Source organism: Lysobacter niastensis (assembly GCF_031457115.1).
In the GTDB taxonomy this organism is placed as follows: Bacteria; Pseudomonadota; Gammaproteobacteria; order Xanthomonadales; family Xanthomonadaceae; genus Lysobacter_J; species Lysobacter_J niastensis_A.
Map to the genome: position 1 here is coordinate 927,779 of NZ_JAVDVY010000002.1, position 12,818 is coordinate 940,596.

Consider the following 12,818-nt stretch of genomic DNA (forward strand, 5'->3'; position numbering starts at 1 on the left):
GAATCACGGCGGTGTCGCGAGATCCTCTTCCACGAAGCGCAACAGCGCTTCCAACAGCGCCTCCCGCGGATACGCATTCTGCGTAACGAACATCGACCCGATCGTGGGGTGCGAACGGGCAATCGGCACCGCCACCGCCCAGTGGTCGGCATTGAGATAGCCGACGAGCGCGCTGCCCGGCACGAACTGGTCGTAGAAGATCACCTGGCTGTCGTTGCGCGCGTCTATCTTGGCCAGCTTCTTGTAGCTCGATTTCAGGATCGACGAGATCCGCTCCGGCTGCGGAAACGTCGCCAGCGAGTAGTAACGCACGTCATCGGGCAACGGGTGTTGCGCGAGCCACGCCTTGCGTGTTGCGGGTCGAAGGCTCTCCACGCCGCCGCCGTCGCCCGACTCGCAGGTGGCGCCGGGAAAGTGCCGCAGCATGTCGGCCTGATACTGCTCGGCGTCGTCGGCAAGCACCGAACCATGCACCGAGCCCGCGGCGCTGACCACCGCCGCCACGCGGCTGCGGATCTCGGGATAGGTGACCACCGCCTCCAGGATGTCGGGCGCGCCTTTCGAATACCCGATCAACACCAGGCGCGGCGCTTGTGCATCGGCCGGCATCGCCATGATCGCGTCGCGGATCTGGCGCGCGTTGGTCTCGATGCCGGACAGCGCATCGACCTTGATGGCCACCATGTCGTATCCGTATCGGCGTACGTGCTCTGCGGCAGTGCCCGGCGATTGGAGCCACTTTGCGAAGCATTCGTAACCTATGCCGGGCACCAGCGCCGCGACGAGATGCCGCTTCGACGGGCCGAGTTCGACCGGCTTGCCGGTACCGGCGGGTTCGACGCCGACGCGGGTCAGCGCCTGGTCGCAGGGTCGGTAGTCCGGCAGTTCGTGACCGTGCGCTTCCAGCACCGCGCAGAAGGTCTCGCGGAAACGGGCACGCTTGTCCTGCAGGCCCGCCTGGGTGTCCGGTGCGATGTCGGTCGAATACGGCACGCCGGACGTCGTCGCGCACGCGCCGAGCGCAAGGCATGCCACCACGACGGCCGCGCGGACGATGCCAGCCTTCGTCATGGGGTACGCGCGTCGCGATGCCACGGCCGTCGGCGATCCAGTGGCAGTGTCATTCGTGTTCATCGCTACCTCGCTCGCGTGCGGCGGCCTCGCGTTGCTCCAGGAACGGCACCCAGTCGAGTATCTGCACGTCGGACAGGCTGAGTGGGCGCGCGGCGAAGAACATGACCGCGCGCAATCCGTCGGTGTGGTAGCGCGCGCCCTCGAACGCGCTCCTGGGCGACGCCTCGGCGGCCTCGCCGACCCCGGTGACGAACCCGAGCTTTTCCAACCCGCCCGAATACATCATGTCCTGCACCAGTAGATTCCTGGTCTCGTCGACATCGCCGTGCAGCACTACGCCAGCTGTGTTGCCGGACGAGAAGCGGCCGCCGACCGGCCGCCCGACCTGCGCGACGAAGACCGGCTTGCCGTCGAATTGCATCGGCGTTGCCCACAGGCGCACCCAGGTCGCCGGCGCGCCGGTCTGCGCCCGTTTGCGCGCGACGATGTCCGGCTCCCGTCCGAACACCCGCTGCGCAGTGTCGGACTCACGGGCATCGCGTCGATAGTTACGCCGGATGCTGGCCGCGCCGAGGTCGGCCATGGTGCCGATGAAAACGACATTCAACGGGTCGCCCTGCACCGACCCGCTGGCATCGGTCGCACAACATGGCAAGCGCTCGAGCGCCGAACGCAACGCGTCGAGGTCGTGGTAGTCGGTGACCTGCGCCTGCGGATGCTGGAACGTGAGCGGTGGCGGCCCGTCGTGGTCGTCCGGATGCAGGAACAGCGAGAACGGAACCAGCGTCTTCCTGCCGAACAGATCGATGTTGACCAGCGTCGTCCCACCTTGCGGGTTGATGAAGATCACTCCCGAGTGCGTCGCGCCGGGCGGGATCGGATTATCGAACGCGAGTTCCTGGATGTGTTCGTCGATGCTCGCATTCGTTGCTCCCGCGAGCGTCTTGTGCATGGACCACGCCACTTCCAGCGGCGAGAAGTAGTCCGGGTCGGTGCCCGACCGCAGCAACCATAACGGCTGCGGCGACCGGTTCTCCACTTCGATCCAGACAGGCACCACGTTCGCCTTGTCGATGTCGGGGCCGAACATCTTCCGGCTGGTTTCCTCGCCCACGACGACCGCACCAACGCGCACGTCCTGCCCGTTCGCCGTCGCTACCGTGGCGCGCGCTCGCAGTGCGGAGTCGTCGATCCCGGCGGGACCTTGCCAAGTCGCGCAGCCTGCCAGCGCGAGCGACAACGCCGCATGCGCGAGGACACGGTGCGGCAGCGACCATGCACTCACGGCGAGCTCCCCTGTGACGGGGGCGCGTTGAGGATGTCGTCACCCAGGAACTCAATGTCCGCCAGGGACGTCGGTGCACGGTCGAACACCAGCACCAGGCGCAGTCCGTTGGTGTAGTACGGGTCGGTGGTGAGGTTCTCGCGCGGCGAGCCCTTCGGCGCGGCGCCAACGCCTCTTGCATATCCGACCTTGTTCAGTCCCTGCGAGTAGGCCATGTCCTCGGCCAGCGCGTTGCGTGCTTCATCCACGTCCGGGTCGATCTTGTGCGTCGTGAGCGTCGGCGAATGGATGGTGAGGCGGCTGCCGATGTCGCGACTGATCTGGCCCACCCAAACCTGCTTGCCCTGGTAGCGCATCGGGCTCAGCCACAACCTCAGGTGGTTTCGTTGGTGGATGTTGTCGCGCGCCTTCTGCAGTGCGAAGTCCTGGACGCGACCAAACAAGTAGAGATCGCTGATCGGCGCATAGGCATAGCGCTCGCCCGATAGCGCGGAGGTCATCATCTTCATGATCGAGCCCGACCACTTCTGCTCGGTCGGGCGCCAACCACGCCGCACGAGCGCCGGCAGCGCATCGTCGAAGCCACCGACGACCACCAGGTTGAGGGGATCGCCGTTCTTGGTGCCGTCCTTGTTTGTGACGCAGCAGGGAAGACTCCCGAGCGCCTGCAGGAAGGCGGTGTCGTCGGTGAAATCCACGATCTCCCCATCGGCATGGATCTCGCGTCTGAAGACGCCGCTGACGTGGTAATCCGCGCGGAAGCCGGGAATGATCGTGAGGATCGAAAACGACTTCGCGCGGCCACTGGCCACCAGGTCGATCTGCACGAGCTTTCCGCCCTCGTCGAGATTGGTCAGCACGAACCCCGATGTTGTCGTCCCCGGCAGAACGGGATTGCGGAAGGCAAGTTGCCGGAAGCGCCGATCGAGCTCGCCCGCCTGCTCGCGCGATTCGCCCGTCGCGAACGCCTCAGCCGCTTCCGACGCCGGGAAGAAATTCGGATCCAGGCCCGGCGACATCAGGTAGTAGGCGCGATCGTCGTGGTTCTCCACCTCGATCCAGACCGGCTGGATCGACTTCGTCGCCAAAGGCACGCCGTAGACCCGCGCACTCTCCTCAGCCGACAGCGCCGCGGTGGAAACCCGCACACCGCCGTCGTTGCGGGTAACGGCCCGCTGCTTGTAGTCGGATTCCGGATTGGTGGCCTGTGGCGGCGTGGAGGCGCAGCCGGCCAGCGCGGTCAAGATGACCGCGGCCGCGAGTCCGCGCACCCAACTGTTCATGTCGCAGGAAACCAGGTCATGGCTGAGAGAAAATATCCGCTGGCCGCGATGCGGCTCTGTTTTGCGCGCGGCTAGGTGGGGCGATACCAGCGCTGGTGCGGCCTCAAGCTGAGCTAGGCGGCCATCAGATAGATCAACGCCTCAACAAGCCGGCGACGGACATCGGCCAGCCGCCTCGCTCCGCTCGCGCAGAGAAGCAAGAACGATGCCGATCGCGACCGGTGGCCGATCCATGTCGCAGGCCAGCAACAGTTGCACATCCTTTAACTCGCGCAGAGGCAGCATTATTCCGACAAGATCCGGGGCCACAGACTTCGCCGGAGACTGTTGTCGTGATGCTTTCGGCTTGGCTGAGGGACACCAGTGCGAGGACACGAGTAGCTGCGGAATCTACAGTTCGTGACCAACCCGTGTTTAAGCCGATCCAAAACGCAAAAAGGCCGACTGAAAAGTCGACCTGAGTGCATGATCATGGTGGGCCCACCAGGATTCGAACCTGGAACCAAGGGATTATGAGTCCCCTGCTCTAACCGTTGAGCTATAGGCCCCCGTGCGGCGCATTTTATCAGGCGTTGCCGCATCGCCTGCCATGACGGGCGACTGGGCCTCAGCGCTGTGACATCGAATACGGCCGCTCCGCCCCCGCGCCGCCCCAGGCCTGGTTCGGCTGGGCGTGCATGACGAAGCGCAGTTCACCGCCGGCCATGATTTCCTCGTGGCGCAGGAAGGCGCGCTGCAGCGGCTGGCCGTTGAGGGTGACGCTGCCGATGTATGGGTGGGCGTCGTCCAGGGCGTCGGCGACCACGGTAAAGCGCTTGCCGTTGGGCAGGTTGAGCGTGGCGTGCGGCAGGAACGGGCGGCCGATGATGTACTGGTTGCTGGCCGGCGCCACCGGGTAGAAGCCCAGCGCGGTGAACACGTACCAGGCCGACATCTGGCCGAGGTCGTCGTTTCCGGCCAGGCCGTCCGGGCGCGGTGCGTACTGGGTCTTCATGATCTGGCCCAGGCGCTGCTGCGTACGCCAGGGCTGGCCGGCGTAGGCGTAGAGGTAGGCGACGTGGTGGCTGGGCTCGTTGCCGTGTGCGTACCAGCCGATCAGTCCGGTGATGTCTTCCATGTGCTCGAAGATCTTCGGGTCGACCTTGGCGTCGAACACCTGGTCGATGCGGGCGACCAGTTGGTCCTCGCCGCCGTGTGCGGTCGCCAGGCCGGCCACATCCTGCGGCACGTACCACGAGTACTGCCAGGCATTGCCTTCGGTGTAGTCGGTGCCGTAGCCGCTGGCGCTGGGATCGAACGGCTCGCGGAACTTGCCGGCGCGGGTGCGCGCGCGCATGAAGCCGGTCTTCTCGTCGAAAGCGTTGCGCCAGTTCGCCGCGCGCTTGCCGAACTGCGCGGCCACGTCGTTGCGGCCCATCGCTTCGGCCATGCGCGAGATGGTCCAGTCGTCGAAGGCGTATTCCAGCGTCTTCGATGCCGCCTCGCCTTCCTCGTCGATCGGCACGTAACCCAGTTGCATGTACTGGGCGATGCCGTCGTACGGGCCGTAGCTGGCGCTGGCGACCATCGCCTGCAACGCTGCGTCGGCGTCATAGCCGCGGATGCCCTTCATGTAGGCGTCGGCGATCACCGGCACGGCGTGGTAACCGATCATGCACCACGTCTCCTGACCGTGGAACGACCACACCGGCAACGTGCCGTACGGGCTGTGGCGTTGCGAGGCGAGCAGCGAGTTGATGAAGTCGTTGTTGCGCTGTTGCGGCTGCACCAGCGTCAGCAGCGGATGCAGCGCGCGGTAGGTGTCCCACAGCGAGAAGGTCGAGTAGTGGGTGAAGCCCTCGGCCTGGTGCACGGCGTTGTCGGGACCGCGATAGCGGCCGTCACTGTCCATGAACAGGCTCGGTCCCATCAGTGTGTGGTACAGCGCGGTGTAGAAGCTGCGCCGCATCGGCTCCGGGGCGTCGATGTCGACCGCACCGAGCGCCTGCGCCCATTGCGCCTTGGCGTCGCGATGAACGCCGTCAAAATCCCAGGCGGGCACTTCGGCGTCGAGGTTGGCGATCGCGCTGTCCTCGCTGACCGGCGAGATGGCGACCTTGACGATCATCGACTGCCCGGCGGCGTCGGCGAAGTCGAGCGCGCCAACGAGTTGGCGTCCCTCGACCTGCGCGCGCTGGCGCGGGTTGTTCTCGCCCGGCGGCGGGAAGCCCTTGTAGACCACGTCCCGCTCGGTGTCATGGAACTGGTGGCCGCTGACGGGCCGCGAGAAGCGCATCGCGAAATACAGCTGCCGCCCCGGTGCCCAGCCGCGCGTTTCGCGGAATCCGGTGACGGTGCCGTCGGGCCGCAGGCGCAGCCGCGACCACAGCACCTTGCCCGGGTAGTCGTACATGCTGGTGCGCAGGTCGACCAGCACGTGCGCGGGCTTGCCCTTGGGGAAGCGGTAACGGTGCACGCCGACGCGGGCGGTGGCGGTGAGCTCGGCGCGGATGGCGTAGTCCTGCAGGGTCACAGCGTAGTAGCCGGGCTCGGCGACTTCGTCGTCGTGACGAAAGCGCGAGGTGTAGCCGCTACCCGGCTTGCCGGCATCGCCGCGCTCGAGTTTCACGTCGCCGGCGATGGGCATCACCAGCACGTCGCCCAGATCGGAATGGCCGGTGCCGGAGAAGTGCGTGTGCGAGAAGCCGACGATGGTGGTGTCGTCGTAGCGGTAGCCCGCGGCCCATCCGTAGGCTTCCTTGCGCGGCTTGATCTGCGTGTCGGGGCTGAGCTGCACCATGCCGAACGGCACCACGGCGCCGGGGAAGGTGTGGCCTTCGCCGCCGGTGCCGATGAAGGGATCGACTGCGGCGTAGGCGCGCGATTGCGCATCTTTGGGTGCTGACGGCGCTGCCGTCGCGGCGCCCGTGGCGCCCGCTATCGCCGCGGCTAGCAGCGCAACGCCCAGCCAGCCCTGAATCTTGTGCTTCTTCGACATGCTCATCGCCTTGCTCATCCAATCGGCTCCAGATCGATCCCGCGCGCCGCAACCTAGCATGTGAACGGACCTTCGACAGTGGCTGGCGGCACGCTATCCCTGCTTTGGACAGACTCGGCCTGCTGCCACGACGCTGTCAGCACGCGGGCGTAGGATCACTGCTCACCCCACGCAGAAGGAACGCCATGAATACCGAAGCCATAGCCAAGCGACTGGTTGAACTGTGCCGCGCCGGCGAGTACGAAAAAGCGCAGCGCGAGCTGTACGCCGACGACGCGGTCAGCGTCGAGCCCGAAGGGGCGCCGGCGGGCGCGCTGGGCAACGCCCAAGGGCTGGCCGCGATCCTGGAAAAGGGCCGCAGGTTCGGCGAGAGCATCGAAGCCCTCCATAGCGCCAGTTGCAGCGACGCCGTCGTCGCCGAGAATTGGTTCAGCGTGTCGATGGGCCTGGACGCCACGTTCAAGGGCATGGGCCGTGTGGCGATGCAGGAGATCTGCGTCTACCGCGTGCATGAAGGCAAGATCGTGCGGGAGCAGTTTTTCTACGACGCGGGGTGAGGGGCAGGACGGGGTGGTGAGCAGGCCCGGCCCGCTCATCCTTCGACTTCGCTTCGCTACTCTCAGGGCGAACGGGATCTGGATTGCGACAGTGGATCTAGATCGCGAGCTGTCATCTCTAACATCTCTGACCCCAAACGAAAAAAGCCCCGCCGAAGCGGGGCTTTTTTCGTTACTGCGTGCGCGACGACGATCAGTCGATATCGAGGAAGCTGCGCAACTGTTCCGAACGGCTCGGGTGACGCAGCTTGCGCAACGCCTTGGCTTCGATCTGGCGGATGCGCTCGCGGGTGACGTCGAACTGCTTGCCGACTTCTTCCAGCGTGTGGTCGGTGTTCATGTCGATGCCGAAGCGCATGCGCAGCACCTTGGCCTCGCGCGGGGTCAGTCCGGCGAGCACGTCGCGGACGGTTTCCGACAGGTTGATGTTGGTGGTGGCTTCGACCGGGGACTCCACGTTGGTGTCCTCGATGAAATCGCCCAGGTGCGAGTCCTCGTCGTCGCCGATCGGGGTCTCCATGGAGATCGGCTCCTTGGCGATCTTCATGACCTTGCGGATCTTGTCCTCGGGCATGTCCATCTCCTTGGCCAATTCCTCCGGCGTGGCCTCGCGGCCGTACTGCTGGAGCATCTGGCGGGAGATGCGGTTGAGCTTGTTGATCGTCTCGATCATGTGCACCGGGATACGGATGGTGCGCGCCTGGTCGGCGATCGAGCGGGTGATCGCCTGGCGGATCCACCAGGTCGCATACGTCGAGAACTTGTAACCGCGGCGGTATTCGAACTTGTCGACCGCCTTCATCAGGCCGATGTTGCCTTCCTGGATCAGGTCGAGGAACTGCAGGCCGCGGTTGGTGTACTTCTTGGCGATGGAGATCACCAGGCGCAGGTTGGCCTCGACCATCTCCTTCTTGGCCTTGCGCGCCTTGGCTTCGCCATAGGCCATCGCGCGGCTGATTTCCTTGATGTCGGGCAGTGACACGCGCACCGCCGATTCCAGGGCGATGGTGGACTCCTGCTCGGAGATGATCTGGTCCTTGACGTCACGCAGGCCCGACGACCACTTCTGCTTGCGCTTGAGCAGCTCGTCGACCCATTCCAGATTGGTCTGGTTGCCTTCCCAGGCGCGGATGAAGTCCTTGCGCGGCATCTTGGCAACGCGCGTGGACAGGTCGAGGATGCGGCGCTCGTGTTCCTTGATCTTGGCCAGCACGTCGCGCAGGTTCCGCACCAGCACGTCGGTCAGCGGCAGCGGCAGCTTCAAGGTGACGAACACCGCGGCCATGTCCTCGCGCAGCTTCAGCACGCTCTTGTGGGAGGCGCCGTACTTCGTGTAAGCCTTCTCGAACTTGCCGTACTCGGTCGACAGGAGCTCCATGCGCCTGGCGACTTCAACCGGATCCGGGCCGGTCGGCGTGTCGTCGGCTTCTTCCTCGGCGGCCTCTACCTCTTCCTCGTCGGCCTCGGCATCGGCATCGGCGACCTCGGCGATCACGGGCACCGGCTCTTCCACGACCGCTTCCTGATCGTTGAAGCCAACAATGATTTCGGCCAGGCGCTTCTTGCCGGCCTTGTGCTGCTCGTAGTCCTCCAGGATCAGCTGGATGGTCGCCGGGAACGAAGCCAGCGAGGCCTGGACCTGATTGAGGCCTTCCTCGATGCGCTTGGCGATGGCGATTTCGCCTTCGCGGGTCAGCAGCTCGACCGTGCCCATCTCGCGCATGTACATGCGCACCGGGTCGGTGGTGCGACCGCCTTCGCCGTCGAGCGCGGTCAGCGCGGCAGCGGCCTCTTCGGCAGCGGTATCGTCGACTTCACGGTTGCCCGTGCCGCCGTCGGCGAGCAGCAGGGTCTCGGCATCGGGCGCAACTTCGTGCACCTCGATACCCATGCCGTTGATCATGCCGATGATGTCTTCGATCTGCTCGGCATCGACAAGGTCGTCGGGCAGGTGATCGTTGACCTCGGCATAGGTCAGATAGCCCTGCTCCAGGCCCTTGCTGATCAGTTGCTTGATGTCGGACTGGGGGGCCTGACGTTCGTTGGCCATGGACAGAGCACCGGGGTTGGAGGCTTGGGGAACCGTGCATTATACCCGGCACGGGTCGGCCCTGGCTGAAGACGAGGGTTGGGTCGAACCTGTTGGATCAGGCCTTCAGCAGGAAGGTCACCGGGCCATCATTGACCAGGCTGATCACCATATGGGCGCCGAAGCGGCCGGTTTCCACCCCTGGGGCGTGATTTTGCCGGCAGACGGCGACCAGACGGTTGAACACCGGTTCAGCCAGTTCCGGCGGGGCGGCCGTGCTGAAGCCCGGGCGCATCCCGCTGCGGGTATCGGCGGCCAGGGTGAACTGGCTGACCAGCAGCAGCCCGCCGCCGGTATCGCCCAGGCCGAGGTTCATGCGGCCGGCCTCGTCGGCGAAGACCCGGTAACCGAGCAGGCGTTCGGCCATGCGCGCCACCTGCGCCTCGCCGTCGCCCGGTTCGACGCCGATCAGGGCGAGCAGGCCCGGCCCGATGGCGCCGACGACCTCGCCATCGACTCGCACGGCCGCTTCGGTGACGCGTTGGATCAGAGCCAACATGGGCGGGCCTCGTTCGACGTGGCCGACGATGCTCACCGGCGCGGCGGGGGCGGTCAACCGCCCCAGTTAGACTTCGCCGGATGACGCGACCGCTCGCCCGCCTCCTGTACCTGCTCGCCGGCCTGGTCGGCCGCCTTCCCTGGTCCTGGCTGATGCGCCTGGGCGACGCCATCGGCGCAGCCTGGCTGCGGTTGAACGCGCGCGAAAGCCGGGTCGCGCTGTGCAACCTGGAACTGGCGTACCCCGACATGCTGCCGGCGCAGCGCGAGCAATGGCGCGGCGCCATCCTGCGCACCACCGGCCGGCAGATGATGGAGACGCTGCGGCTGTGGACCCGACCGCATGCACTGAACCTGCAGATGCTGCGCGAGCAGCACGGCGTTGAGTTGTTTGACGCCGCCATTGCCGCCGGCCGCGGCGTGATCGTGGCCGCGCCGCATCACGGCAACTGGGAACTGCTCAATCAGTGGCTGGCCTCGCGCACGCCGCTGGCGATCCTGTACCGCCCGCCGGAGTCGGCCATCGGCGAGGCCTTCCTCAACCTGGTGCGCGCCGATGCCCGCCAGGCCGACGGCAGCGACCGCGTCACCCAGATCCGCGCCGAGGGTCCGGCGGTGCGGCAGTTGTTCAAGCTGCTGGGCGGCGGCGGCGTGGCGGGCATCCTCCCCGATCAGCAACCCAAGGCCGGCGATGGCGAGTTCGCGCCGTTCTTCGGCGTGCAGGCGCTGACGATGACACTGCTCGGCCGCCTGGCCGCGCGCACCGGCGCGACGGTGCTGTTCGCGTGGTGCGAGCGCATCGACACCCATCGCGACGGCCCCGGCTTCGCGCTGCACATCGAAGCGGCACAGCCCGACGTCGCCAACCCCGATCCGGTGGTGGCCGTGGCCGCGCTCAACGCGGCGGTCGAGCGCATCGCGCGGCGTGACCCGGCGCAATACCAGTGGACTTACAAACGCTATACGCTGCGACCGCCGGGTTCGGGGGAAGAGAATCCGTACTGGAATCGCTGATCGATATCTGCTGATCGATACGTAGGGGAGCATCGATGCGTCATTGGATGTTGCGGGACCTGTTGCTTGGAGGCGCGCTGCTCGGGGCCGTGCTGCTCGCGCCGCCGGCGCAGGCAGACGACGAGCTGGCCACTTCGAACGCGGTAAGCCGCGCCTGGGACCGTTACGCGCAGCTCAGCAGCCGGGACAACCCGGAAAGCGCCTCGATGCTGGCCCGAGGCAGCCTGGATTACTTCGCGTTCCTGCGCGACGCCGCGGTTTACGGCTCGGCCGAACAGATCCGCCGCATCCCGTTGTCCGAGCGCGCCGTCGTTTACACGTTGCGTGCGTCGATGACGCCCGAGCAATTGCTTGCGCTCGACGCAACCGCGATGGCCCGGCATTGCTTCAAGGCCGGCCTGTACGGCGTGGCGCCTCCCGAGAAAGGCGAAACCCTGCCGGAGCTGACGCACGTGACCGTGATCGCGGGCGACCGCGCCGTCGGCGAAATGGGGCCGCCGACCGGCACCCAGTTCCAGTACGGCCCGCTGCTGGTGCGCGAAGGCGGTCAGTGGAAAGTGCGCCCCGAGTCGCTCGCGCTTGACGGTTCGACCCTGATCCAGCAGCAGGTCACGCGCGCGGGAATGACCGACACGCAGATGCTGGAATACCTGGTCGCCGACTTCCTCGACGAGCCGGACACGCTGCCATCCCTGGCCAACCTGGACCGGCCGTTGCGCGACGATGCCGGGGCGCGCACGCGCCTGAACGAGTCGTGGCCGCAGTACGACGACACCTACCGTGCCCGTCTGGCGGCGACGGAGAAGAAGGCCGAGGACGGCGACGGCCTGGCGATGTTCGCGCTCGGCGCGGTGCTGTACAGCGGCGCGATGCCGACGCTGGTCCCCAAGGACACTGCACGCGGACTGCAGTGGCTGGAGCGCGCCAGCGACGCCGGCCAGGTGCAGGCCGCCGCGATGTTCAGCATGGCGCTGATGCAGGACTACACCCCGGTGAAGGGCAAGCCAATCCCGGCGGAACTGGTGGCCAAGACGCTGGTGCACACCCGCCGCGCCGCCGAGGGCGGCGTGCCGGTGGCGATGGTCGCCCTGGGCAATTTCATCTTCAACGGCGCGGGCGGCGTACAGCGGGACTGCGCCCAGGCCGAAGAATGGGCCGCGCGCGGCGAGGACGCCGGCATCGCGCAGGCCCGCAACGAACGGGTCTGGTACCTGGCGACCTGCCCGATCGCCGCGCAACGCGATCCGGTCCGCGCTATGCAACTGGCCGACCACATGATCTCCAAGGCCGACACACTGCACGCGGCCGAACTGGATACCGTCGCCGCCGCGCTGGCCTCGACCGGACGTTTCGACGAGGCCGTGGATTACCAGCAGCGCGCGATCGGCAAACTCGACGCCGACGCGGGCGAGATGAAGCGCCGGATGCAACAGCGTCTTGGCCAGTACCGGCGGCATGACGCCTTCGTGCAGGATTACGACCAGTACGAGCTGCCGGCGCTATGACCGACACGACTTTCCCATCCGAAGCGATCAGCGGCCATGACAACGGCGACTGGCAGCCACTGCCGCGACGCGCCCGTGCGCTGTGTGTACTCGGCAGCCTGCCCATTGCGGTCCCCGTCATCGCCGCTGGGTTTGTCCTGAGCCAGGTGCTGGACAGCACTTGGCCCTGGTCGGTCGTGGCCGCCTTGCTTGGACTATTGCTGGGCGTCGGCTTCGCGCTCTGGCTGGGACTGAAGCAGTACCGCCATACCTTCTGGCGCCTGGACGAGGATGGCCTGGCGATCCGTCGCGGGCGCATGTGGCAGCGCGAAACGCGCGTGCCCGCCACGCGCGTGCAGCACCTGGACATCAAGCGCGGCCCACTGCAGCGGCGGCGCAATCTGTCGACGCTGGTCGTGCACACGGCCGGCACGCGCCACAGCGCGGTCACGCTGCCGCACCTGGATGCGGACGACGCGCAGCGCCTGCGCGACCGCCTGGGTCGCCAGCTGGACCTCGACGATGACGCCTGAGATCGCGCCGCAAGGTTCCGCCCA

General features: G+C 66.6%; 10 protein-coding genes and 1 tRNA gene. 4 read left to right on the plus strand and 7 right to left on the minus strand.

Annotated elements, in window-relative coordinates; translation table 11 throughout:
* Positions 1–3: 3 nt before the first annotated feature.
* From J2X06_RS13560 to J2X06_RS13580, 5 genes are all read right to left on the minus strand, one after another.
* On the minus strand, positions 4–1,071 hold the full coding sequence (locus J2X06_RS13560; RefSeq protein ID WP_310063238.1) for an esterase/lipase family protein: 1,068 nt from the start codon (positions 1,069–1,071) through the stop codon (positions 4–6).
* A 49-nt stretch (positions 1,072–1,120) separates the two neighbouring features.
* A complete protein-coding gene (locus tag J2X06_RS13565; RefSeq protein WP_310063240.1) occupies positions 1,121–2,359 on the minus strand; it encodes an LssY C-terminal domain-containing protein in 1,239 nt (412 codons plus the stop codon).
* Positions 2,356–3,642: an LssY C-terminal domain-containing protein gene (locus tag J2X06_RS13570; RefSeq protein ID WP_310063242.1), complete on the minus strand. Its 1,287-nt coding sequence runs from the start codon at positions 3,640–3,642 to the stop codon at positions 2,356–2,358. The genes J2X06_RS13565 and J2X06_RS13570 overlap by 4 nt, the downstream gene beginning before the upstream one ends.
* A 472-nt stretch (positions 3,643–4,114) precedes the next feature.
* Positions 4,115–4,190 (minus strand) — tRNA-Ile (locus J2X06_RS13575).
* Between the two features lie 59 nt (positions 4,191–4,249).
* Positions 4,250–6,637 (minus strand): GH92 family glycosyl hydrolase, encoded by a 2,388-nt coding sequence (locus J2X06_RS13580; RefSeq protein WP_310063244.1) that lies wholly within the window; start codon positions 6,635–6,637, stop codon positions 4,250–4,252.
* A gap of 167 nt (positions 6,638–6,804) precedes the next feature.
* On the opposite strand from J2X06_RS13580, the gene J2X06_RS13585 reads away from it, so the two are divergent.
* Positions 6,805–7,176, plus strand: coding sequence for a nuclear transport factor 2 family protein (locus J2X06_RS13585; RefSeq protein ID WP_310063245.1), 372 nt, complete (start codon positions 6,805–6,807; stop codon positions 7,174–7,176).
* A gap of 193 nt (positions 7,177–7,369) precedes the next feature.
* Here the strand turns inward: J2X06_RS13585 and rpoD are convergent, their stop codons facing one another.
* Together rpoD and dtd are read right to left on the minus strand one after the other, a co-directional pair.
* Positions 7,370–9,226 carry an RNA polymerase sigma factor RpoD gene (gene rpoD, locus J2X06_RS13590; protein WP_310063246.1) on the minus strand — a complete coding sequence of 619 codons (1,857 nt, stop codon included), beginning with the start codon at positions 9,224–9,226 and terminating at the stop codon, positions 7,370–7,372.
* A 97-nt stretch (positions 9,227–9,323) separates the two neighbouring features.
* Positions 9,324–9,764 carry a D-aminoacyl-tRNA deacylase gene (gene dtd / locus J2X06_RS13595; protein ID WP_310063248.1) on the minus strand — a complete coding sequence of 147 codons (441 nt, stop codon included), beginning with the start codon at positions 9,762–9,764 and terminating at the stop codon, positions 9,324–9,326.
* Positions 9,765–9,844: 80 nt separating this feature from the next.
* Here dtd and J2X06_RS13600 point away from each other — a divergent pair, with 80 nt between their 5' ends.
* Genes J2X06_RS13600 through J2X06_RS13610 form a run of 3 tightly spaced genes read left to right on the plus strand, consistent with a single transcriptional unit; the run spans position 9,845 to position 12,794 of the window.
* Positions 9,845–10,777: a lauroyl acyltransferase gene (locus J2X06_RS13600; protein WP_310063250.1), complete on the plus strand. Its 933-nt coding sequence runs from the start codon at positions 9,845–9,847 to the stop codon at positions 10,775–10,777.
* Between the two features lie 35 nt (positions 10,778–10,812).
* Positions 10,813–12,282, plus strand: a complete 1,470-nt coding sequence (locus J2X06_RS13605; protein ID WP_310063252.1) for a tetratricopeptide repeat protein — start codon at positions 10,813–10,815, stop codon at positions 12,280–12,282.
* Positions 12,279–12,794, plus strand: coding sequence for a PH domain-containing protein (locus J2X06_RS13610; protein ID WP_310063255.1), 516 nt, complete (start codon positions 12,279–12,281; stop codon positions 12,792–12,794). The genes J2X06_RS13605 and J2X06_RS13610 overlap by 4 nt, the downstream gene beginning before the upstream one ends.
* The last annotated feature ends 24 nt before the right edge of the window (positions 12,795–12,818 follow it).